Source organism: Leucobacter allii, from assembly GCF_022919155.1.
GTDB classification, from domain to species: domain Bacteria; phylum Actinomycetota; class Actinomycetes; order Actinomycetales; family Microbacteriaceae; genus Leucobacter; species Leucobacter allii.
Genome location: NZ_CP095045.1, coordinates 1,136,032 through 1,157,251 on the forward strand (window position 1 = coordinate 1,136,032; position 21,220 = coordinate 1,157,251).

Consider the following 21,220-nt stretch of genomic DNA (forward strand, 5'->3'; position numbering starts at 1 on the left):
TCAGGCGAGCAGCGCCGCGCCGAGCACGCCGCCCGGCGCGAAGCCCGGCAGCACCGCGAAGACCGCGGAACCCGTGTGCGTCACCCATTCGTTGAGCAGATCGAGTTCGTCGAGCCTGCGCTGGATGGGCACGAACTGCCGGAGCGGGTCGCGCTGGAAGCAGGCGAAGACGAGCCCGGCTTCGCCGTCCGCGTCGTAGTTCGCGCTCCGCCGGAAGATCCGCTCGGCGGGGTCCTCCGAGTGCGCGCGGCGGATGTGCGCGTAGCCGGGGATGACGGGCAGACCGTGCGGGGTGCGCGCGTCGAAGTCCGCCGCGCTGCGCTCGGTGCCACCGGTGAGCGGTGCCCCGTCCGCGAGCGTGCGCCCGATCGTCTGCTCCCGGCCGGGGCGGTCCACGCGATCCCACGTGTCCAGTTCCATCCGGATCCGCCGCAGCACGAGCGCCGTGCCCCCCGCGAGCCAGGACACGTCGGCGGCGTCGCTCGCGGAGGCTCGGCCGTCGCACCACACGAGGTCCGCGAAGTCGGGGTCCTCGGGCGACGGGTTCACGGTGCCGTCGACCTGCCCCATGAGATTGCGCATCGTAGTCCCGGCCGGCTCCGCGCCGCGCGCCCGGCGGAACCCCTGCTGCGTCCACAGCGGCTCGGCGAAGGAGCGCAGGTCCCGCGCGAGCATGCGGGCGGCATGGGCGATCGCGAGCGGATCGTCTGCCTGCACGAGGCAGAGCAGATCGCCGCCGTCGTGGCGCCCGTCGAGCGCGTCGCGCGCGAAGGACGGGAGCGGCGCGAGCCACGCCGGCCGTCGCGCGGGATCGACGCGGTCCACGAGCCCGGGCCCCACGCCGACGGTGATCGTGAGCCGTGCCGGCCTCGCGGCGAGCTCGGGCTCGGGATCGGCGAGCGGAGCCTCGCCGGAGGCGAGCCCCTCGATGTCGTCGCTCAGGATGCGGAACATGCGGGCGAGCGCGGCTCGGTCGGTCTCGGGCCGCAGAGCGAAGGCGAGGTAGCGCGCGTGCGCGGTCGGCGCCGTGGCCACTCCGGCCTGGTGCGCGCCGTGGCACGGCAGCGTCTCGCCGCCGAAACCCGCGGCGGCGGGATCGGGGGCGTCCTCCGTTCCCGTGAGCGCGGGGATCCCGAGCACCGCTCCGGCGCCGAGCGCGGCGCCGAGGCCGGCGCCCGCCGCGCCCCCGGTGAGGAGGGCGCGGCGGCCGAAGCGCGGTGCGTCGATCCGATCAGTGCCCGGCGTGCGCATCGTCGCCGGGGGCGCCGCTCTCGTAGTTCTCCTCGGCGCCGGCGTAGTCCTTCGCCAGCACGGAGACCTCGAGCGTGGAGCCGTCATCGAAGACGAGCGTCAGGGGCACCTCGTCGCCCGCGAGGAGGGCCTTCGGCATGTCCATGAACATGATGTGGTCACCGCCAGGGGCCAGCTCGACGGAGCCGCCGGCGGGGATCTCGAAGCCGCCGTCGACCTCGCGCATGGTCGACGAGCTGCCGGAGGTGACGGTCTCGTGGAGTTCGATCATGCCCGCGGCCGGGCTCTCGACGCGCTCGAGGACGACCGGCGCCTCGCCCGTGTTCTCGAGCGTGCCGAACACCCCCGTCATGCCCTCGCCGGCCTTCGCCCAGCCGCCGGAGAGAGCGACGCCCTCGGCGGTGGTGGCGGCGGCGGCCGAGCCGCTCGTCTCGGCGGACGCGGCGGCGCCCGCGGGAGCGTCGGACGGGCTCGCGCAGCCCGCAAGGAGCGCGATGGCCAGTGCCGGGGCCGCGAGCGCGGCGACGGCGCGCATCAGGCGCGTCCCTCGTCGTCGGAGGACGAGCGTCCGTCGGCGCGCGACCCGCCGTCGGCGTCCCCGCCCATCCCGGCGGCGCGGCGGCGCTGACCGACCATGATCGCGGCCACCGCGGCGGCGACGACGATCACGCCGCCCGCGCCGATCGCGATCGCGAGCCCGGTCGAGGTCCCGGAGGCGGTGCCGGCATGCTCGGCGTCCGCTCCGGCAGCGGCGTCGTCGGCGTGCTCGTCGTCGGCGTGCTCGTGCTCCGCGCCGGCGGCCTCCTCCGCGTGCTCGTGATCGTCCGCGTCGGCCTCCTGCAGCTCGGGGGAGCCGCCCGCGATCTCGACGGCGAAGGCGCCGTCGATCGGGTGCCCGTCGCTCGACACGACGCGCCAGGCGACGTCGTAGCTGCCGTCGGGGAGTTCCGCCAGCACGGGCTGGACGACGTCGGGCCCGGAGACCTCGGGGGCGCCGTCGGTCACGTCGGCTCCGCTCGCGTCGGTGACGGCGATCTCCGTGCCGACCTCGATGATGCTGTTGCTGAAGGTGAGCTGCACGCCGGTGAGCGCGCCGTCCTCCGCGGTGAGCGCGGTGGTGTCGACGAGCTGGTCGTGCGCGAACGCGGGGGCGGCGACGCCGAGCGACGCGGCTCCGGCGAGGAGGCCGGCGGCGGCGAGGCGCAGCGCTCGCGAGGAGCTGCGCCGCACGGCGGCGGGGCGGACGGGGGACATGGTGGTACGTGACATGTGCGTCTTTCGGGTTTCTCCGGTGATCCGGGGTGGTGCGCCGGCGCGCTGCGGGGCATTCGGCCGCGCCGCAGCGTGCGCGGACGACGCGTCGCCGCAGCCCGCGGGCCCGGCGCGCGTCGCGGCGCGGAAAACGATGATGAGTTGGGGATCAGGCCGGCAGCGGCGGACCCCGGTGCGTCAGGGAGACGCCGAGCCATCGCTCGCGCAGCTCGGCGTGCTCGGGGGCCGGCGGCACGGCCGCCGCGGCGCTCGAGTGCCGCGGCGCGAGCCTGGGGAACGAGCGGGGCAGTGCTCGCAGCACGAGACGCGCGAGCGAGAGGACGGCCTGCTCGCCGCGGTGCAGCAGGGCGACGGTCAGCGCCGCGGCGAGGGCGTGGCCGAGCCACATGGCCCCGTCCGCCGGGACGGCCGCGGGGGTGAAGCGCTGCAGCGCGGCGAGGTGCGCGGCGTGCGCGGGGAGCGCCTCAGCCGCGCCGCCCGCGGCCGTGCCGGTGCCGAGTCCCGCGAAGGACCAGTGGTAGACGAACTGGGCGGCGCCGACGCCGACGACGAGCCGCCACAGCGAGCCGACGCGGCCGGCGAGCGCGGTGCACAGCGGTAGCGCGAGCAGCGCCGTCGCGGCGACGGCGAGCCAGGTGATCGCGCCGCCGGCGAGGCCATGGGAGGCGGCGGCGAGCAGCGTGGCGACGAGCGCGCCGGAGGCGCCGCGGGCCGCGCGGACTCCGCGCCCCATGCGCGCCGACGCGCGTGCGCGCCTCGCTCCGGTCGGACCCTGCATGCCCCCATGATACCCGTGGGATGATCGGAGCGGGCGGGGACGGCTCCGCCCGGGTGGAGAGGACGCAGCGGTGACGAGCATCGATCTGAACGCCGACCTCGGCGAATCCTTCGGCAGCTGGACCTTCGGCGACGACGCCGCGGTGCTCGCGTCGATCTCGAGCGCGAATGTCGCCTGCGGCTTCCACGCGGGCGACCCGCCGGGCATCCGGGAGACGTGCCGCGCGGCGGCGCGACTGGGCGTCGCCGTCGGAGCCCACCCCGGTTACCGCGATCTGGCGGGCTTCGGCCGACGGTTCATCGCCTACGACCCCGAGGTGCTCGCCGCCGAGATCGTCGCCCAGATCGGCGCGGTGCAGGCGCTCGCGCGCAGCGCGGGCACATCGGTGCGCTACGTGAAGCCCCACGGCGCCCTCTACACCCGGATCGCGCACGACCCGGTGCAGGCGAGGGCCGTCGTCGCGGCGCTGCGCGACGTCGACCCCGGGCTTCCCCTGGTCGTCCTTCCGGGGTCGGCGATCGAACGCCTCGCCCGCGAGGCGGGCCTGCGGGTCGTTCCCGAGGCATTCGCCGATCGCGCCTACCGCGCCGACGGCAGTCTCGTGCCGCGGGGCGAGCCCGGGGCCGTTCTCGCGCCGGAGGCGGCCGTCGCGCAGGCGGTGCGACTGGTCGCCGAGGGATGCGCGACGACGGTCGACGGGGGCGAGATCGAGCTCACCCCCGAGACCATCTGCCTGCACGGCGACGCGCCGTCGGCGGTACAGTTGGCGCGTGAGATCCGCGCAGCCCTCGAGGACGCCGGGGTCGCGATCCGGAGCTTCGTCGCGGCCTGAGCGCGAGCGCCGGGACGAGGACGGGACCCGTCGGGTGCGCGCCGCGGGCGACCTCGCCTGCGTCGTCGAGCTCGGCGATCTCGGGGCCGTGCTGCGCGTGGCGGAGGCGTTCCGCGCGCTCGCGCTCCCCGGCGTGGTCGACACGGTGCCCGCGGCGCTGACCGTGCTCGTGCGCTGCGCCGATCGGGAGTCGGCCAGGGGCGCGGCGCGCGCCCTGAACGCCCTCGCTGCGGCGGAGCCCTCCGGGGCGGCCCGTGACGCCGCCGATGAAGCGCCGATCGCGGGCTCCGCCACCGGGGCCGGGGATCGGCGCACGATCGACATCGACGTCGTGTACGCCGGCGACGACCTCGCCGAGGTCGCGGCGCTCACGGGCCTCGGCGTGGACGGTGTCATCGCGGCGCACACCGGGACGTCGTGGCAGGCGGCCTTCGGCGGGTTCGCCCCGGGATTCGTCTACCTCGCCGGCGGCGATCCCCGCCTCTCGGTCCCGCGCCTCGACGCTCCGCGCACCCGGGTGCCCGCGGGCGCGGTCGCGCTCGCGGGCGGCTTCAGCTCGGTGTACCCGGCGCCCTCCCCCGGAGGGTGGCGCCTCATCGGCACGACCGCGGAGCGGATGTGGGATGCGCAGCGGAACCCGGCGGCGCGCGTCGCCCCCGGGGACGCCGTGCGCTTCCGAGCCGTGCGCGAGGCGCTCGCGGTGGCGGGGCCCGCGACGGCGATGCGCGCCCCGGGCGCCGCGACGGCGGCGGTCGCGCCGACGGCACCGTCCGCGTCGACGGCCCCGGCGGCGACCGTGCTCGACCCCGGCATGCTCGCGCTCGTGCAGGATCTCGGCCGCCCGGGGCGCGCGGACGTCGGCGTCACCGTCTCCGGCGCCCTGGACCGCGGCGCGCTGATCCGCGCGAACGCCGCCGTCGGAAACCCCTCGGGGGCCGCGGCCCTCGAGATCCTCGGCGGAGACTTCGCCCTGCGCGCCGAACGGCCGATCGTCGTCGCGGTCGACGGGGCGCCCGGCGCGGTCGGCGTCGTCCGTCGGCGGGCCTCCGCGCCCGGGGAGGCGCCAGGCTCCGTCGAAGCGGCGGCTGTCGGGCCGGGGAGACCGATCGCCCTGGCGGCCGGGGACGTGCTGCGGCTCGGGCCGCTCGCGAACGGTCTGCGGCGCGTGCTGGCCTTCGGCGGCGGGCTCGCGGGGGAGACGGTGCTTGGCAGCCGCGCGCGCGACACGCTCGCCGGCCTCGGTCCCGCACCGCTGCGCGCCGGCGACGCGCTCCGGCTCGACGGCGGCTCCGGGTCTGCGCCGGCCGGGTCCGACTCCGCGGCCGGGCCAGACACCGCGGCCGGGCCCGACACCGCGGCCGGGACGGACGCCGCGGCCGGGCCGGGCGCCGGCGATCCCGAGGCCGCGACCGCGCCAGACGCCGGCGATCCGGAAGCCACGACCGGGCCGCGGGAGGCCGCGAGCCCGGATCCCGGCGTCCGCGCCGGTGCGCTCGTGGTGCTGCGCTACGTCCCCGGCCCCCGTGACGACTGGTTCGCCGTCGCATCGCGGCGCGCCTTCGCGCGCACCGCCTGGCGGGTCACGCCGCGGGCGGACCGGGTCGGCATCCGCCTCGCGGGACCCGCGCTCGCGCGGACGGCGGCGGCCGCCGGCGCCGAGCTCGCGAGCGAGGGCATGGTCGCCGGGTCGGTGCAGGTGCCGCCCGACGGGCGTCCCGTGCTCTTCCTCGCCGATCACCCGGTCACGGGCGGCTATCCCGTGATCGGCACCGTGCTCGACGCCGATCTCGACCTCGCCGCGCAGCTGTGCCCGGGCGACGCCGTACGGTTCACGCCGGTCGATCCCGACGCGCCGGGCGCGCCGGGGCCGCCGGAGCCCGTGCGCTTCGCGCTCGAGGTCGACGGGCGCCGCGTCTCCGTCGCCGTGCCGTGGGCGCTCGCCGCCGCCGTGGACGCGGCCCTCCGCGCGGGGGACGGGTCGGCGGTGCGGGCGGTGCTGGCGCGGATCCTCGGCGCAGCCGGGATCCCGGGCGAAGCCGCCGGCCCCGCCGGGGCAGCGGACGCCCGCCGTTCCGCGCCCCACGACGGCTGAGCCCGCGCCGGGCCCGCGGCCCGAGCCCGGTAGGATGGATCCTCGTGGCAGACATGAATCCGATCACCCAGGAAGCGGCCGACGCGGCCGTCGACGCGGCGCTCGCCGCATTCGCCGCGGCCGGCACCGTCGCCGAGCTGAAGGCGGCCCGCACCGCGCACTCGGGAGAGGGCTCGGCGATCGCGGGGCTCAACGCGCTCATGCGTCAGGTCCCGAAGGAGGAGAAGGCGCAGACGGGCAAGCTCATGGGCCAGGCCCGCGGGCGGATCGAGGGCGCCTACCAGGGGCGCGAGACGGAGCTCGCCGCACGGGAGGCGGCCGCGCGCCTCCTCGCCGAGACGGTCGACGTGACCGCGGCGCCGGTGCGCCGCCGCGCCGGCAGCCGCCACCCGCTCGCGCAACTCCAGGAGGAGATCGGCGACATCTTCATCGGCATGGGCTGGGAGATCGCGGAGGGGCCGGAGCTCGAGCACGAGTGGTTCAACTTCGATGCGCTCGGCTTCGATCCCGACCACCCCGCGCGCGCCATGCAGGACACCTTCTTCGTCGAACCGGCGGATCGGCACCTGCTGCTGCGCACCCACACCTCGCCCGTCCAGGTGCGCTCGCTGCTCGGTCGCGAGCTGCCCGTCTACGTCGTGGCGCCCGGCCGGGTCTACCGCACCGACGAGCTCGACGCGACGCACACCCCGGTGTTCCACCAGATCGAGGGCATCGCGATCGACCGCGGGCTCACCATGGCGCACCTGCGCGGCACCCTCGAGCACTTCGCGCGGCAGATGTTCGGCGAGGCGGCCGAGATCCGCCTGCGCCCCAACTTCTTCCCCTTCACCGAGCCGTCCGCGGAGATGGACGTGTGGCAGCCGAACGCGAAGGGCGGCGCGCGCTGGGTCGAGTGGGGCGGCTGCGGCATGGTCGACCCGAACGTGCTCCTCGCTGCCGGCATCGACCCCGACGAGTACCAGGGCTTCGCCTTCGGCATGGGCGTGGAGCGGACGCTGCAGTTCCGCCACGACCTCAACGACATGCGGGACATGGTCGAGGGCGATGTCCGTTTCAACCGTCAGTTCGGAGGACTGGTCTAATGCGCGTTCCACTCAGCTGGCTCGGCGAGTACGTCACCCTGCCCGAGGGCGCCACCCCGGAGCGGGTGCACGCCGACCTCGTGCGCGTCGGCTTCGAGGAGGAGTCGATCCGGCGCTTCGAGGTGACCGGACCCGTCGTGGTGGGCGAGGTGCTCTCCCGCGAGCCCGAGGAGCACTCGAACGGCAAGACCGTCAACTGGTGCCGGGTGCGCGTCGCGCCCGAGGGGGCGCGGGCCGCCGATGGCGGCGAGGACGTCCGCGGGATCGTGTGCGGCGCGCACAACTTCGAGGCCGGCGACAAGGTCGTGGTAACCCTTCCCGGGGCCGTGCTCCCCGGCGGCTTCGAGATCGCCGCGCGCAAGACCTACGGGCACGTCTCCGACGGGATGATCGCCTCGGCGCGCGAGCTGTCGCTCGGCGAGGATCACGACGGGATCATCGTGCTCGAGCGCTGGGGCTTCGATCCCGCGTCCCTCGAGCCGGGCCGCGATGCGAAGGCGCTCCTCGGGCTCGACGACACCGCCGTCGAGATCAACGTCACCCCCGACCGCGGCTACGCCTTCTCGGTGCGCGGCGTGGCCAGGGAGTACGGGCACGCGACGGGGGCGGCGTACCGCGATCCCGCGCTGGCCGTGACGCCCGCGACGGCATCGGGCTTCCCCGTGACCCTCGCCGACGCGGCGCCGATCCGCGGGCGCGCCGGCGCGACCGGATTCGTGACGCGCGTGGTGCGCGGCATCGACCAGAGCCGGCCGACGCCGGCGTGGATGGTCGCGCGGCTGCAGCTCGCGGGGATCCGCTCGCTGTCGCTCGAGGTGGACATCTCGAACTACGTCATGCTGGAGCTCGGGCAGCCGCTGCACGCCTACGACCTCGCGAAGCTCTCCGGAGGCATCACGGTGCGCCGCGCGGAGCCGGGGGAGACCCTCGTCACCCTCGACGGCCAGGAGCGCGCGCTCCACGTCGAGGATCTCGTGATCGCCGACGCATCGGGCGCCATCGGGCTCGCCGGCGTCATGGGCGGCGAGTCGACGAAAGCGGATGCATCCACCACCGATGTGCTCGTCGAGGCGGCGACCTTCGACCCCGTCTCCATCGCGCGCAGCGCGCGCCGGCACAAACTGCCGAGCGAGGCCGCGAAGCGCTTTGAGCGCGGCGTCGATCCGCTCGTGGCGCCCGCAGCGGCCGAGCGGATGGTGGCCCTGCTCGTGGAGCTCGCGGGCGGCACGGCCGACCCGCTCGGCGGCGCGATCGTGCCCGAGTTCGCCCCGGCACCCATCCGGCTGCGGAAGTCCCGCGTGAACGGCCTCCTGGGCACGGACTACACGGACGCGGAGATCACCGGCGCCCTCGAGATGATCGGCTGCGACGTGGCGCTCGGCGCGGACGGCGATGCGGACCTCGGCGTCACCCCGCCGAGCTGGCGCTCCGACCTCGGCCGCGCGGCCGACCTCGTCGAGGAGGTCGCGCGCATCGTCGGCTACGACCGCATCCCGTCGGTGCTCCCCGTCGCCCCCGCGGGCCGCGGACTCACCCGTGAGCAGCGCCTGCGCCGCCGCGCCGCGAACATCGCGACCGCCGCCGGGCTCGACGAGGTGCAGAGCTACCCGTTCGTGGCGCGCGCCCAGCTCGACGCTTTCGGCGCGGGCCCGGAGAATTCCGCGGAGGCCGGAAACCCGGGGTCGACGGCCGCGATCCGCCTCGCGAATCCGCTCGACGCGCAGTCGCCCTTCCTGCGGCGCTCGCTGCTGCCCGGCCTCGTGACCGCGGCGCAGCGCAACGTCTCGCGCGGGCTCACCGATCTCGCGCTCGTGGAGTTCGGCGCCGTGTTCGCGCCCGGGACGTCCTCCGGGGCGCCGCTCGGCACCGCGGAGGTGCCGCCGCTGGCCGAGCGGCCCGCCGACGAGCGTCTCGCGGAGCTGGACGCCTCGATCCCCGAGCAGCCGCGCCGCGCCGCCGGCCTCCTCCTCGGCGAAGCGGTCGCGAAGCAGCCGGGGGCGGCGCCGCGACTCCTCGACTGGGCCGACGCCATCGACGCCGCGCGGACGGTCGCGGCGGCCGTCGGGGCCGAGCTCGTCGTCGCTCAGGGCGCGCACCGCGCCTTCCACCCGGGCCGCACCGCCGAGCTCAGCGTGCGCGTGCCGCTCGACGGTAGCGACGCCGATGGCGACGCGGGCGGTCTCGTGGTCGTCGGCGTCGCCGGCGAGCTGCTGCCCGAGCTGGTGTCCGAGCACCACCTGCCCGGCCGCGTCGCGGCCTTCGAGCTCGAGCTCGACCGGCTCGTCGAGCTGGCGCCGCGCGAGCCCGAGACGGCGCCGCTGTCGAGCTATCCCGCCGCCACGCAGGACCTCACCCTCGTGGTGGCCGAGGAGGTGCCCGCGGGGGATCTGCTGGCCGTCGTCGTCGCCGGGGCCGGTGAGCTCCTCGAGAACGCCGCGATCGTCGACGACTACCGCGGCTCGGGGCTCGAGGCGGGCGCGAAGGCGCTCACCTTCGCGCTGCGCTTCCGCGCCGGCGACCGGACGCTCAAGGCGGAGGAGGCGAGCGCGGCGAAGCTCGCGGGCGTCGCCGCCGCCGAGCTCGCCTTCGGCGCGAAACTTCGGGATTGAGGCGGCGGACGTCGTGAGGAGCATCGCATGAGCGCGGGAGCGCCCGGGGTCTACCTGCTGTTCCCCGGCAACGCCGCCGAAGCGCTCGCGTACTACCGCGACGTCTTCGGCGGCGAGCTCGAGCTGCACGACTACGCCGCCTTCGGGCGCACGGACGGTCCGGGCGACGCCATCGCGCACGGCGTGCTCACCGGACCGGTGGCGCTCGCCGGCGCCGACGCGGGGTCCGACGACGACGCCGTCCACATGGGCGGCATGTTCCTCTCGCTCCTCGGCACCGCCCCCGTCGCCGAGCTCGCGCGCTGCTTCGCCGCGCTCGCGGCCGAGGGGCGGATCATCGAGCCGTTCGTCCGGCGCCCCTGGGGCGCGATCGACGGGCAGCTCGTCGACCGCTACGGCGTGCGCTGGCTGATCGGCTCGGAGGACGATCCCGCCGCCTGAGCCCCGAGGGCGCCCCGCGCGTTCCCGCCCTGCGTGCCGCCCCGCGCGCCCCCCGGCCGCGTGCTCCCGCCCGCGCGCTCCCGCCCCGCGTGCCGCCCGGCCGCGGATGACGCGAACGGGGGGCATGCTCCGAGCTGAGCCCCGTTCTCGTGATTCCTGCGGGATTCCCGGGGAATCGGGCCGCCCGGACGACGCGGGGTGATACTGGGAGGACCGTGCGAGTTCGAGGAGGCTCCCCATGTCGCAGAAGATCGTGCCGAACATCTGGTGCAACAGGAACGCCGAGGAGGTCGGGGCCGCCTACGCGGCCGCGTTCCCCGGCGCCACGACCGAGGTCGAGTCGCGCTACCCGGAGACCGGGCTGCTCGACTTCCAGCTCGATTTCGCCGGGGCGCCGCTCACGGTCGCAGTCACCATCCCGTCGCCGAATCCCGACGCGGCGGCGACCCGGCTGACGCTCATCAACGCCGGCGACGAGTTCTCGCCGAACTCCTCGCTGTCGTTCATCCTGAACTTCGATCCGTCGGACTTCCCCGACGCCGACGGCCCCGCCGCGGCGGAGGCGGCCGCCCGCGAGGGTCTCGACGCGGTCTGGCGGGCGCTCTCGGACGGCGGACGCGTGCTCATGCCGCTCCAGGAATACCCCTTCAGCCGGCGCTACGGCTGGGTGGAGGACCGCTTCGGGGTGAGCTGGCAGCTCATGCTCACGGATCCGGCCGGGGATCCTCGACCGTTCCTCATCCCGGCGTTCATGTTCGCGGGCCCCGTGCAGAACCGGGCCGCGGAGGCGATCGACCACTACGTCTCGACGTTCCCCGACGCGGCCGCGGGATCGCGCTTCCCCTACGGCGCGCAGACGGGTCCGGCGACCGCTGAAGCGCTGATGTTCGCCGACTTCCGCATCGGGGAGCAGTGGTTCGCCGCGATGGACTCGGGCGTCGCGCAGGACACCACGTTCAGCTGCGGGGTCTCCCTCGAGGTGCGCTGCGCGGACCAGGCGGAGATCGACCTGCTGTGGGATCGCCTCTCCGCGGTGCCGGAGGCGGAGCAGTGCGGCTGGCTCGCGGACCGCTTCGGCGTGAGCTGGCAGATCGTGCCCGAGAACATGGGCGAGCTCATGGAGCGGCCCGGCGCCTATGAGCGGATGATGCGGATGCACAAGATCGTGATCGCCGAGTTCTGACGCGGGACCTTCCCGCGAACTCGTGAATGTATACGTAAATTCCCTTGACTCAGCTTCACTTGCGTGAATTGGTCAACTATGTATACGCTGAACGGGTCGGAGGGGGAGTCATGCGAGCCAGCGATCGGGCGCACGCGCAACTGCTCGCCGAGATCCAGAACGGGGCGCTGGCTCCGGGCGCGGTCGTCGGCGAGGTGGAGCAGGCACTGCGCATCGGAGTGAGCCGCACCCCGATGCGGGAGGCGATCGGCCGGCTCGTCGCCGATGGGCTGCTGCGGCAGGTCTCGCCGCGCGTGGTCGTCGTCGCCGACCTCGACGCGCGCGACGTCCGCGCCCTCTTCGAGACCCGGCGCGCGCTCGAGGAGACCGCGGCGCGCCTCGCGGCCGAGCGCGGCGATCGCGGCGCCTTCGCCGAACTCGCCGTGGCCTTCGCCGAGGCCCGCCCGGCCGCGGGATCGGAGGACGCCGACGCGTACTACGCCCTCATCGCCCGCTTCGACGCGGCGATCGACGCCGCCGTGGACAACGACTACCTCACGGCGGCGCTCCGGCCGGTCCGGAGGCACCTCGTCCGGGCGAGGAGGCTCGCGCGCGACGACGCGGCGCGGCTCGAGGCCTCCGTCGCGGAGCATGCGCTCATCGCCGAGGCCATCGCCGCCGGCGACGCCGAGCTCGCCGCCCACGCCACCCATGTCCACCTGCATCGCGCGCTCACCGCGATCCTCGGCGCCATCGCCGAGCCCCGAGAGGAAGGCCGTCCATGACCCTCACCCACCACGTCCGCGTCTACCGCAGCGAGGAGCCGCTCCCCGCGGCGGAGCAGCTCGCCGTGAAGATCGCGGAGGTCGCGGCCGACCCGGTCGCGGTCGAGCCCGCCGTCGTCGACATGATCGTCAACCGCGTCATCGACAACGCGGCCGTCGCCGCGGCGTCCCTGAACCGCGCGCCCATCGTCGCGGCGCGCGCGCAGGCGCTCGCGCACCCGGTGTCCCGCGGCGGCGCCGGGTCGACGCTCTTCGGGCTCGACGGTGCGGACGGTTCGGACGGCGCGGACGGTTCGGCGTCGCTCACGAGCCCCGAATGGGCGGCGTGGGCGAACGGCGTGGCGGTACGGGAGCTCGACTACCACGACACCTTCCTCGCCGCCGAGTACTCGCACCCGGGAGACAACATCCCGCCGATCCTCGCGGTCGCCCAGCACGTCGGCGCAGACGGTGCGGCCCTCGTGCGGGCCATCGCGACCGGCTACGAGATCCAGATGGATCTCGTGCGCGCGATCTGCCTGCACCGGCACAAGATCGACCACGTCGCGCATCTCGGCCCGTCGGCCGCGGCCGGCATCGGCACGCTGCTCGGCCTCGACGCCCCCGTGATCGCGCAGGCCGTCGCGCAGGCCCTGCACACGACGACGGCGACCCGCCAGAGCCGCAAGGGCGAGATCTCGACGTGGAAGGCGCACGCCCCCGCGTTCGCCGGCAAGATGGCCGTCGAGGCCGTCGACCGGGCGATGCGCGGACAGACCGCGCCCGCGCCGATCTACGAGGGCGAGGACGGCGTGATCGCCTGGATGCTCGACGGGCCGGACGCCGCCTACGAGGTGCCGCTCCCCGCCCCGGGCGAGCCCAAGCGCGCCATCCTCGACAGCTACACGAAGGAGCACTCGGCGGAGTACCAGGCACAGGCGTGGATCGACCTCGCCCGCCGGCTCGGCGCGCAGCGGCCGGAGCTGCGCGATCCGGCGAACATCGAACGGATCGTGCTGCACACGAGCCATCACACGCACGTCGTGATCGGCTCGGGCGCGAACGATCCGCAGAAGTACGACCCCGCGGCCTCGCGCGAGACGCTCGACCATTCGATCCCGTACATCTTCGCGGTCGCGCTGCAGGACGGCGGCTGGCACCACGTCGACTCCTACGCGCCGGAGCGCGCCGCCCGGGCGGACACCGTCGCCCTCTGGCAGAAGGTGGTCACGGCGGAGGACGCCGAGTGGACCCGTCGCTACCACTCCGAGGACCCCGCGGAGAAGGCGTTCGGCGGGCGCGTCGAGATCCTGCTCGCCGGCGGCGGGCGGATCGAGGAGGAGATCGCCGTCGCCGACGCGCACCCGCTCGGGGCACGTCCCTTCGCGCGCGCCGACTACGTGCGCAAGTTCCGGCTTCTCGCCGAGCCCGTCCTCGCGCCCGCCGAAATCGAGCGCTTCCTCGCCCTCGTGCAGCGCCTGCCGGAGCTCACCGCTGCGGAGGTGCGGGGACTGAACCTCGTCGCCGCCCCCGGCGTCCTCGAGCGCGGCGTCGCCGCGCACCCCGAGGCGCAGGGAGGGCTGTTCTGATGCTGTACGGCACGACCACCCCCCAGGCGAAGCGCCGGGCGCTCCGCGAACGACTCGCGAGCGGTGAGCTGCTGCGGTTCCCCGGCGCGTTCAACCCGCTCTCGGCGCGCCTCATCGAGCGCAAGGGCTTCGACGGCGTCTACATCTCGGGCGCCGTGCTCGCGGCGGACCTCGGACTCCCCGACATCGGGCTCACCACGCTCACGGAGGTCGCCGGTCGCGGGGAACAGATCGCGCGCATGACCGAGCTGCCGGCGATCATCGATGCCGACACGGGCTTCGGCGAGCCGATGAACGTGGCGCGCACCATCCAGACGCTCGAGAACGCCGGCATCGCCGGTGCCCACATCGAGGATCAGATCAACCCGAAGCGCTGCGGCCATCTCGACGGCAAGAGCGTCGTGGACGAGGATACGGCCCTCAAGCGGATCCGGGCCGCGGTCGAGGCGCGTCGGGATCCCGACTTCCTCATCATGGCCCGCACCGACATCCGCGCCACCGAGCCCGGGCCGGGCGGGCTGCGCCTCGCCGTCGATCGCGCCCGTGCGCTCGTCGACGCGGGCGCGGACGCGATCTTCCCCGAGGCCATGCGCACCCTCGAGGAGTTCGCGGCGATGCGGGAGGCCGTCGACGTGCCGCTGCTCGCGAACATGACCGAGTTCGGCAAGAGCGAGCTGTTCTCGACGGAACAGCTCGCCGACATCGGCATGAACATCGTGATCTGGCCGGTGTCGATGCTCCGGATCGCGATGGGGGCGACCGATCGGGCGCTCGACGAGCTGCACGCCGAGGGGCACCTCGCGGGCAAGCTCGACGAGATGCAGCACCGCGCGGAGCTCTACGACCTCGTCGACTACGAGTCCTACAACCGCTTCGACTCCGGCGTCTTCAACTTCGAGGTGCGGCGCTGAGCGCCGTCGCCCCGCGAGCGGGCGCCGCGCCGCATCCGACCCCACGATTCGAGGAGGAATCATGACCGACATCCACAAGGGCCTCGCGGGCGTCGTCGTCGACACGACCGCGGTGTCCAAGGTGAACCCCGAGACGAACAGTCTGCTCTACCGGGGCTACCCGGTGCAGGAGCTCGCCGCCACGCAGCCGTTCGAAGCGGTGACGCTGCTGCTGTGGCACGGGGAACTGCCGACGGCCGACGAACTCGCGGCGTTCGAGCGGGAGGAGCGCGCGCTCCGGCCGCTCGACCCGCGCACGCTCGCGCTGCTCGACACGCTCCCCGGCACCGCGCATCCGATGGACGTCGTGCGCACCGTCGTGAGTCAGCTCGGCGCCTGCGACGACACGCTGCACGGGCCGGGCGCCTGGACCGACCCCGAACTCGACCTCGCGCGCGCCCGGTACCTCTTCGCGCAGCTGCCCACCGTCGTCGCGGCCGTGCAGCGCCGCCGTCGCGGCCTCGCCCCGATCCCGCCGCGCGACGACCTCGACTACGCGAGCAATTTCCTGTGGATGACCTTCGGGGAGTTGCCCTCGGCGGCCGCCGTCGACGTGTTCCGCGTGTCGATGGTGCTCTACGCCGAGCACTCCTTCAACGCGTCGACCTTCACCGCCCGGGTCATCGCCTCGACGACGGCCGATCTCTACTCCGCCGTCGTCGGCGCCATCGGCGCGCTCAAGGGCCCCCTCCACGGCGGCGCCAACGAGGCCGTCATGCACCTCTTCGACGAGATCGGCAGCGCCGAGCGGGTGGGGCCGTGGCTCGACCGGGCGCTCGCCGAGAAGCGGAAGATCATGGGCTTCGGGCACCGGGTGTACAAGCGCGGCGACTCGCGCGTGCCGACCATGCGCGCGGCCCTCGAGGTGCTGCTCGAGGAGTCTGGGGACACCGGGCTCGCGGAGTTGTACGAGACCCTGGAGCGCGAGTTCGTCGCGCGTAAGGGCATCTATCCGAACCTCGACTACCCCTCGGGACCGGCGTACCGCCTGCTCGGCTTCGACACGGAGATCTTCACGCCCCTCTTCGTCGCCGCGCGGGTGACGGGGTGGACGGCCCACATCATGGAGCAGGCGGCCGCGAACGCGCTCATCAGGCCCCTCTCGGCGTACGACGGCCCCGAGGAGCGGCACGTGCCGCAGGGCTGAATGCGGCACATGCCGTGAGGTGCGTCGGCCCGCCCCGCGGAGCCGCAGTGGCCCGCGCCGCCAGGGTGCGTCAGAACGTCGGCGTGAGATGCTGGGAGCATGGATCTCGAGGTGACGCGCGCCCTGCGCATCCCCGGCGCCGAACTGTCGTGGCGCTTCTCCCGCGCCTCGGGGCCGGGCGGGCAGCACGTGAACACCTCGGACAGCCGCGTCGAGCTGAGCTGGGACGTCGCCGCCTCGGGGGCGCTGAGCGAGGCCCAGCGCGCCCGACTCCTCGCGCGCCTGGCGCCCCGGCTCGCGGCGGGCACGCTCACGGTCGCCGCCTCCGAGCGCCGTTCGCAGCTGCGCAACCGCGAGGCGGCGCGCGCCCGGCTCGCGGCGCTCGTGCGGGAGGGGCTCGCCCCCGACGCCGCTCCGCGACGCGCGACGCGGCCCGGCCGGGGCGCAGTGCGACGCCGACTGGAGGCGAAGGCGCGGCGCTCGGACACGAAGCGGTTGCGACGCCGGCCGCCCGGCGAGTAGGCCTCGGGCACCGCGCGCCGGGTAGCGTAGGGAGGGGCGCCCGGGGCGGCGCCGCACGAGGAAGGACTACCCGATGGACGCATACACCTGCATCATCGCCGAGACGCGCGGACGCGTCGCGACGATCACGCTCAACCGGCCCGAGGCCCTCAACGCGCTCAACGGCGCGCTCGTGCGCGAGCTCATCGACGCGGCGACGGGATTCGACGCCGACCCGGGGATCGGCGCAATCGTGATCACCGGATCGGCGAAGGCCTTCGCCGCGGGCGCGGACATCAAGGAGATGGCCGAGCACGGCTACGCCGAGATGCTTCTCGGCGGGCCCTTCCCGGGATGGGTCGGATTCGAGCGCCTGCGCACCCCGATCATCGCCGCCGTGTCGGGCTTCGCCCTCGGCGGCGGATGCGAACTCGCGATGATGTGCGACATCATCCTCGCCGCCGACACGGCGAAGTTCGGCCAGCCGGAGATCACCCTCGGCATCCTGCCCGGCTTCGGGGGATCGCAGCGGCTGCCGCGCGCCATCGGCAAGTACAAGGCCGCCGAGATGATCCTCACCGGCCGCATGATGGGCGCCGAGGAGGCCGAGCGCGCCGGTCTCGTCTCCCGGATCGTGCCGGCGGACGAGCTCCTCGCGGAGGCCGCCGCGCTCGCCGAGACCATCGCCTCGAAGTCCCTGCCCGCCGTCATCGCGGCGAAGGACGCGCTGCAGGCCGCGCAGGAGATGCCGCTCGCGGAGGGGCTGCGCTTCGAACGCCAGGCCTTCGCCGCCGCCTTCGCCACGGAGGATCAGAAGGAGGGGATGCGCGCCTTCGCCGAGAAGCGCGCACCCGAGTTCCGCCACCGCTGAGGGCGCGCGTCAGGCGGGGCCCGTCCGGAGTGCCAGAATAGGAGGCATTCGTGCGTCTGACGGAGGGAAGTCGATGAGCTATTCGGTAGCCGTGGCCGGAGCCAGCGGATACGCGGGCGGTGAACTGCTGCGCCTGCTCGCGGCCCACCCCGAGTTCGAGATCCGCACCGTCACGGGGCACTCGAGCGCCGGGCAGCCCCTCGTCGCCGCGCAGCCCCACCTGCGCGGACTCGGCCACCTGACGCTGCAGGAGACGACGCCCGAAGTGCTCGACGGCCACGACGCGGTGTTCTTCGCCCTGCCCCACGGCGCCTCGGGCGCGCTCACCGCCGAGCTGCGCGACGTGCGCCTCGCCGTCGACTGCGGCGCCGATCACCGGCTCGCGAGCGCGGCCGACTGGGCCGCGTTCTACGGCGGGGAGCACCACGAGCCCTGGAGCTACGGCGTGCCCGAGCTGCTCGTCGGCGCCGGCAGCGCTGCCGGCGTCGGAGCCGGCGGGCGCAAGCAGCGCGAGGAGCTCGTCGGTGCGACGCGCATCGCCGCGCCCGGATGCAACGCCTCGACCGTGGCGCTCTCCCTCGCCCCGGGCGTGGCCGCCGGGGTCATCGAGTCCGACGACCTCGTCTCGGTGCTCGCCGTCGGACCCTCCGGCGCCGGCAAGGCGGCGAAGACCCATCTCCTCGGCGCGGAGCTCATGGGCTCCGCGAACCCGTACGCGGTCGGCGGCGGCCATCGCCACATCCCCGAGATCCAGCAGGCGCTCCGCGGCGCGGGGGCCGCGGACCCGCGGATCAGCTTCACGCCCGTGCTCGTGCCGATGAGTCGCGGGATCCTCGCGACCTCCTCCGCCCGGCTCGTCCCTGGGACGAGCGCGGCCGAGGTGCGCGCCGCGTGGGAGGCCGCGTACGGCGAGGAGCGCTTCGTCCAGCTCCTCCCGGAGGGGACCTTCCCGCGCACCGCCGACACCCTCGGAGCGAACACCTGCCTCATGGGGCTCGCCGTCGACGAGGCGGCCGGCCGCGTCGTCGTGGTCGCCGCCCTCGACAACCTCGCCAAGGGCACCGCCGGAGCCGCGATCCAGTCCGCGAACATCGCCCTCGGCCTCCCGGAATCGACCGGGCTCACCACGAATGGAGTCGCACCGTGACCGTCACCATCCCGCAGGGCTTCCGCTCGGCCGGCATCGCCGTCGGGCTCAAGAGCACCGGCAAGCCCGACCTCGCGCTCGTCGTCAACGACGGTCCGGCCCCGGCGAGCGCCGTCGTCTTCACGAGCAACCGCGCGCAGGCGAACCCGATCCTGTGGAGCCGTCGCGTCGTCGCGCAGGGGACCGCCCGAGCCGTGGTGCTGAACTCCGGCGGTGCGAACTGCTTCACCGGAGACTTCGGCTACGACACGAGCCGGCTCACCGCCGAGGCGGTCGCCGCGGCGATCGGGGAGCCGGACGCCGAGCGGATCCTCGTGTGCTCCACCGGGCTGATCGGCACCGGGGATCAGGCGTTCCGCGACAAGATCGTCGGCAACGTCCCCGCGCTCGCCGCCGCGCTCTCCGCCGAGGACGTCACCGCGCCCGCCGCGATCCTCACCACCGACTCCGTCGAGAAGACCGCGGTGCGCCGCGGCGACGGCTGGACGATCGGCGCGATGGCGAAGGGGGCGGGGATGCTCGCCCCCGGACTCGCCACGATGCTCGTGGTCATCACGACGGACGCGGTGCTGAGCGACGCGGCCCTCGACCGCGCACTGCGGGGCGCGACCGGGGCGAGTTTCGACCGGCTCGACTCCGACGGCTGCATGTCGACGAACGACCAGGTGACGCTCCTCGCGAGCGGCGCCTCCGGCGTCGCGCCCGAGGAGGCCGCGTTCGCGGCGGCCCTCGCGGAGGTGTGCGACGAGCTGGCAGGCAAGCTGCAGGCCGACGCCGAGGGCGCGAGCCACGATATCGACATCGAGGTGCGGGGCGCGCGCAGCACGGCGGAGGCCGTCGAGGTGGGCCGATCCGTCGCCCGCAACAACCTCTTCAAGGCCGCCATCTTCGGCAACGACCCCAACTGGGGGCGGGTGCTCGCCGCGATCGGCACGACGAGCGCGGAGTTCGACCCCTACGCCGTCGACGTCGCCTTCAACGGCGTGCGGCTCTGCCACGCCGGCGCCCCCGACCGCCCGGTCGAGGAGTGCGATCTCGCGCCCCGGCGCACGCACGTCGAGATCGACCTCTTCGCGGGCGAGGCGACCGCCACGATCCGCACGAACGATCTCACGCACGACTACGTGCACGAGAACAGCGCCTACTCGAGCTGACGGGAGACGGGACGCCATGACGAACACGACCACCGCGCTCGACCACGAGCGCGCGGCCGCGAAGGCCGAGGTCCTCATCGAGTCGCTGCCGTGGCTGAAGAAGTTCCGCGACGCGGTGATGGTCATCAAGTTCGGCGGCAACGCGATGGTCGACGAGGCGCTGCTGCGCGCCTTCGCGGAGGACATCGTGTACCTCAGGCACACGGGCATCCGGCCCGTCGTCGTGCACGGCGGCGGACCGCAGATCAACGCGATGCTCGCGCGGCTCGGCATCGAGAGCGCCTTCCGCGGCGGCTACCGCGTCACCACGCCGGAGACCATGGACGTCGTGCGCATGGTGCTCACCGGCAAGGTGAATCCCGAGCTCGTCGACGAGATCAACGCGCACGGCCCCCTCGCCGCCGGCACCACGGGCGAGGACGCGGGGCTGTTCGTCGGACGGCGACGGCCCCCGCTGGAGGTCGACGGCGAGCTCGTGGATCTCGGCCTCGTCGGGGACGTCGTCGACGTGCGGGTGCAGCCGGTGCTGGCGCTGCTGGACGCCGGGCTCATCCCCGTGGTCTCCTCGATCGCCCCCGACATGGATCGCCCGGGGGACTCGCTCAACGTGAACGCCGACGCCGCCGCGGCCGCGCTGGCGGCCGCCCTCGGCGCCGAGAAGCTCGTGATCCTCACGGACGTCGCCGGGCTCTACGCGGACTGGCCGGATCGGGAGTCCCTGGTCTCCTCGATCACGGCGACGGAGCTCGAGGAGCTGCTGCCGAGCCTCGAGTCCGGCATGATCCCGAAGATGCGCGCCTGCCTCGACGCCGTGCGCGGCGGGGTCTCGAAGGCGGCGATCATCGACGGCCGCGAGCCCCACTCGGTGCTGCTGGAGATCTTCACCGAGCGCGGGATCGGCACCGAGGTCACCCCCTAGGGGTCGGGGAACCGGGCCGGCGGGCGCGCGATGACGGGGGTCGGGATCCTCCAGGGCGCCGCGCTCGGCCTGTACGCGGCTGCGGGGGCCGCGCTCGCCGTCGCGGACGTCCGCGCACGGCGGATCCCCGACCGCATCCTGCTGCCCGCGCTCGCCGCGGTGCTGCTCCTGCTCGCGGCGGCCGTCGCCGCCGGCGCGTGGTCGGGGGAGCCGGAGCGCTCCTTCGCGGCGTGGGGCGCCGCCGTGCTCGGCCGGACGCTCGGCGGCGCGGCCGCGGGCTTCGCCGCGCTGCTCGCAGCCGCGCTGCTCGGCGGCGGCTCGGGCACGATCGGCGGCTCGGGCCCGATCGGCGGCGGCGACGTGAAGCTCGCGGCGCTCGTCGGCGCGGTGCTCGGGCACTTCGGCGGCTGGCCGGCGCTCGGGGCCGGTTTCGCGCTCGGCTGCGGGATCGCGGCGGTGTGGGCGCTGCCCGGGATCCTGCGCGGGCGCCGCTCCGCCACGATCCCCTTCGCCCCCTGCCTGCTCCTCGGCAGCTGGATCGCGCTCGCCTTCGCCCTGCTCGGCGGGCGCGGCTGAGCCGGCGCGCAGCCCGCCCCCGTCCGTATCCCCGTCCGCGGCACCGTCACGAAGCCGTCACACGACGGGGTGGTCTCCGT

General features: G+C 74.8%; 20 protein-coding genes. 16 read left to right on the plus strand and 4 right to left on the minus strand.

Annotated elements, in window-relative coordinates:
- From MUN78_RS05285 to MUN78_RS05300, 4 genes are all read right to left on the minus strand, one after another.
- Window positions 1–1,251: a Dyp-type peroxidase gene (locus MUN78_RS05285; RefSeq protein WP_244729291.1), complete on the minus strand. Its 1,251-nt coding sequence runs from the start codon at window positions 1,249–1,251 to the stop codon at window positions 1–3.
- On the minus strand, window positions 1,232–1,786 hold the full coding sequence (locus MUN78_RS05290) for a copper chaperone PCu(A)C (RefSeq protein ID WP_244729293.1): 555 nt from the start codon (window positions 1,784–1,786) through the stop codon (window positions 1,232–1,234). Before MUN78_RS05290 ends, MUN78_RS05285 begins: the two co-directional genes overlap by 20 nt.
- Window positions 1,786–2,520, minus strand: a complete 735-nt coding sequence (locus tag MUN78_RS05295; protein WP_244693491.1) for a copper resistance CopC family protein — start codon at window positions 2,518–2,520, stop codon at window positions 1,786–1,788. Before MUN78_RS05295 ends, MUN78_RS05290 begins: the two co-directional genes overlap by 1 nt.
- Window positions 2,521–2,671: 151 nt before the next feature.
- Entirely contained in the window at window positions 2,672–3,301 is a 630-nt protein-coding gene (locus tag MUN78_RS05300; RefSeq protein ID WP_244729295.1) for a hypothetical protein, read from the minus strand.
- Window positions 3,302–3,371: 70 nt separating this feature from the next.
- Between MUN78_RS05300 and MUN78_RS05305 the strand changes: the two genes are divergently transcribed.
- The 16 genes from MUN78_RS05305 to MUN78_RS05380 all read left to right on the plus strand — a co-directional run bounded on the left by MUN78_RS05305 (window position 3,372) and on the right by MUN78_RS05380 (window position 21,140).
- Entirely contained in the window at window positions 3,372–4,133 is a 762-nt protein-coding gene (locus tag MUN78_RS05305; RefSeq protein ID WP_244729296.1) for a LamB/YcsF family protein, read from the plus strand.
- A complete protein-coding gene (locus tag MUN78_RS05310) occupies window positions 4,072–6,225 on the plus strand; it encodes a 5-oxoprolinase subunit B/C family protein (RefSeq protein WP_244729298.1) in 2,154 nt (717 codons plus the stop codon). Before MUN78_RS05305 ends, MUN78_RS05310 begins: the two co-directional genes overlap by 62 nt.
- A gap of 53 nt (window positions 6,226–6,278) precedes the next feature.
- On the plus strand, window positions 6,279–7,310 hold the full coding sequence (pheS, locus tag MUN78_RS05315) for a phenylalanine--tRNA ligase subunit alpha (protein WP_244730012.1): 1,032 nt from the start codon (window positions 6,279–6,281) through the stop codon (window positions 7,308–7,310).
- Window positions 7,310–9,919 carry a phenylalanine--tRNA ligase subunit beta gene (gene pheT, locus MUN78_RS05320; protein WP_244729300.1) on the plus strand — a complete coding sequence of 870 codons (2,610 nt, stop codon included), beginning with the start codon at window positions 7,310–7,312 and terminating at the stop codon, window positions 9,917–9,919. Before pheS ends, pheT begins: the two co-directional genes overlap by 1 nt.
- A gap of 27 nt (window positions 9,920–9,946) precedes the next feature.
- Complete coding sequence (locus tag MUN78_RS05325) at window positions 9,947–10,360, plus strand: VOC family protein (RefSeq protein WP_244729302.1); 414 nt, start codon at window positions 9,947–9,949, stop codon at window positions 10,358–10,360.
- A gap of 238 nt (window positions 10,361–10,598) precedes the next feature.
- On the plus strand, window positions 10,599–11,543 hold the full coding sequence (locus tag MUN78_RS05330; RefSeq protein ID WP_244693497.1) for a VOC family protein: 945 nt from the start codon (window positions 10,599–10,601) through the stop codon (window positions 11,541–11,543).
- A gap of 110 nt (window positions 11,544–11,653) precedes the next feature.
- Entirely contained in the window at window positions 11,654–12,307 is a 654-nt protein-coding gene (locus tag MUN78_RS05335; protein WP_244729303.1) for a GntR family transcriptional regulator, read from the plus strand.
- Window positions 12,304–13,875 carry an MmgE/PrpD family protein gene (locus tag MUN78_RS05340; protein ID WP_244729305.1) on the plus strand — a complete coding sequence of 524 codons (1,572 nt, stop codon included), beginning with the start codon at window positions 12,304–12,306 and terminating at the stop codon, window positions 13,873–13,875. Before MUN78_RS05335 ends, MUN78_RS05340 begins: the two co-directional genes overlap by 4 nt.
- Entirely contained in the window at window positions 13,875–14,786 is a 912-nt protein-coding gene (gene prpB, locus MUN78_RS05345; protein WP_244729307.1) for a methylisocitrate lyase, read from the plus strand. The genes MUN78_RS05340 and prpB overlap by 1 nt, the downstream gene beginning before the upstream one ends.
- A gap of 61 nt (window positions 14,787–14,847) precedes the next feature.
- Window positions 14,848–15,972, plus strand: coding sequence for a bifunctional 2-methylcitrate synthase/citrate synthase (locus MUN78_RS05350; RefSeq protein ID WP_244729309.1), 1,125 nt, complete (start codon window positions 14,848–14,850; stop codon window positions 15,970–15,972).
- Window positions 15,973–16,071: 99 nt separating this feature from the next.
- On the plus strand, window positions 16,072–16,494 hold the full coding sequence (gene arfB, locus MUN78_RS05355) for an alternative ribosome rescue aminoacyl-tRNA hydrolase ArfB (RefSeq protein ID WP_244729311.1): 423 nt from the start codon (window positions 16,072–16,074) through the stop codon (window positions 16,492–16,494).
- A 73-nt stretch (window positions 16,495–16,567) separates the two neighbouring features.
- Window positions 16,568–17,344 carry an enoyl-CoA hydratase gene (locus MUN78_RS05360; RefSeq protein ID WP_244729313.1) on the plus strand — a complete coding sequence of 259 codons (777 nt, stop codon included), beginning with the start codon at window positions 16,568–16,570 and terminating at the stop codon, window positions 17,342–17,344.
- A gap of 73 nt (window positions 17,345–17,417) precedes the next feature.
- Entirely contained in the window at window positions 17,418–18,491 is a 1,074-nt protein-coding gene (argC, locus tag MUN78_RS05365) for an N-acetyl-gamma-glutamyl-phosphate reductase (RefSeq protein ID WP_244693504.1), read from the plus strand.
- Window positions 18,488–19,645 carry a bifunctional glutamate N-acetyltransferase/amino-acid acetyltransferase ArgJ gene (gene argJ, locus MUN78_RS05370; protein ID WP_244693505.1) on the plus strand — a complete coding sequence of 386 codons (1,158 nt, stop codon included), beginning with the start codon at window positions 18,488–18,490 and terminating at the stop codon, window positions 19,643–19,645. The genes argC and argJ overlap by 4 nt, the downstream gene beginning before the upstream one ends.
- Window positions 19,646–19,661: 16 nt before the next feature.
- Complete coding sequence (argB, locus tag MUN78_RS05375; RefSeq protein WP_244729315.1) at window positions 19,662–20,564, plus strand: acetylglutamate kinase; 903 nt, start codon at window positions 19,662–19,664, stop codon at window positions 20,562–20,564.
- Between the two features lie 30 nt (window positions 20,565–20,594).
- Window positions 20,595–21,140 (plus strand): prepilin peptidase, encoded by a 546-nt coding sequence (locus tag MUN78_RS05380; RefSeq protein WP_244729317.1) that lies wholly within the window; start codon window positions 20,595–20,597, stop codon window positions 21,138–21,140.
- Window positions 21,141–21,220: the final 80 nt, after the last annotated feature.

Excerpts from the sequence above, each read along its gene's own strand:
- MUN78_RS05300 (WP_244729295.1), bottom strand. The coding sequence starts at position 3,301 with ATGCAGGGTCCGACCGGAGCGAGGCGCGCACGCGCGTCGGCGCGCATG.
- argB (WP_244729315.1), top strand. The coding sequence starts at position 19,662 with ATGACGAACACGACCACCGCGCTCGACCACGAGCGCGCGGCCGCGAAG.
- argC (WP_244693504.1), top strand. The coding sequence starts at position 17,418 with ATGAGCTATTCGGTAGCCGTGGCCGGAGCCAGCGGATACGCGGGCGGT.
- MUN78_RS05360 (WP_244729313.1), top strand. The coding sequence starts at position 16,568 with ATGGACGCATACACCTGCATCATCGCCGAGACGCGCGGACGCGTCGCG.
- MUN78_RS05335 (WP_244729303.1), top strand. The coding sequence starts at position 11,654 with ATGCGAGCCAGCGATCGGGCGCACGCGCAACTGCTCGCCGAGATCCAG.
- MUN78_RS05325 (WP_244729302.1), top strand. The coding sequence starts at position 9,947 with ATGAGCGCGGGAGCGCCCGGGGTCTACCTGCTGTTCCCCGGCAACGCC.
- MUN78_RS05350 (WP_244729309.1), top strand. The coding sequence starts at position 14,848 with ATGACCGACATCCACAAGGGCCTCGCGGGCGTCGTCGTCGACACGACC.
- pheS (WP_244730012.1), top strand. The coding sequence starts at position 6,279 with ATGAATCCGATCACCCAGGAAGCGGCCGACGCGGCCGTCGACGCGGCG.
- prpB (WP_244729307.1), top strand. The coding sequence starts at position 13,875 with ATGCTGTACGGCACGACCACCCCCCAGGCGAAGCGCCGGGCGCTCCGC.
- MUN78_RS05290 (WP_244729293.1), bottom strand. The coding sequence starts at position 1,786 with ATGCGCGCCGTCGCCGCGCTCGCGGCCCCGGCACTGGCCATCGCGCTC.
- MUN78_RS05340 (WP_244729305.1), top strand. The coding sequence starts at position 12,304 with ATGACCCTCACCCACCACGTCCGCGTCTACCGCAGCGAGGAGCCGCTC.
- pheT (WP_244729300.1), top strand. The coding sequence starts at position 7,310 with ATGCGCGTTCCACTCAGCTGGCTCGGCGAGTACGTCACCCTGCCCGAG.
- MUN78_RS05285 (WP_244729291.1), bottom strand. The coding sequence starts at position 1,251 with ATGCGCACGCCGGGCACTGATCGGATCGACGCACCGCGCTTCGGCCGC.
- arfB (WP_244729311.1), top strand. The coding sequence starts at position 16,072 with ATGGATCTCGAGGTGACGCGCGCCCTGCGCATCCCCGGCGCCGAACTG.
- MUN78_RS05295 (WP_244693491.1), bottom strand. The coding sequence starts at position 2,520 with ATGTCACGTACCACCATGTCCCCCGTCCGCCCCGCCGCCGTGCGGCGC.
- MUN78_RS05380 (WP_244729317.1), top strand. The coding sequence starts at position 20,595 with ATGACGGGGGTCGGGATCCTCCAGGGCGCCGCGCTCGGCCTGTACGCG.
- MUN78_RS05330 (WP_244693497.1), top strand. The coding sequence starts at position 10,599 with ATGTCGCAGAAGATCGTGCCGAACATCTGGTGCAACAGGAACGCCGAG.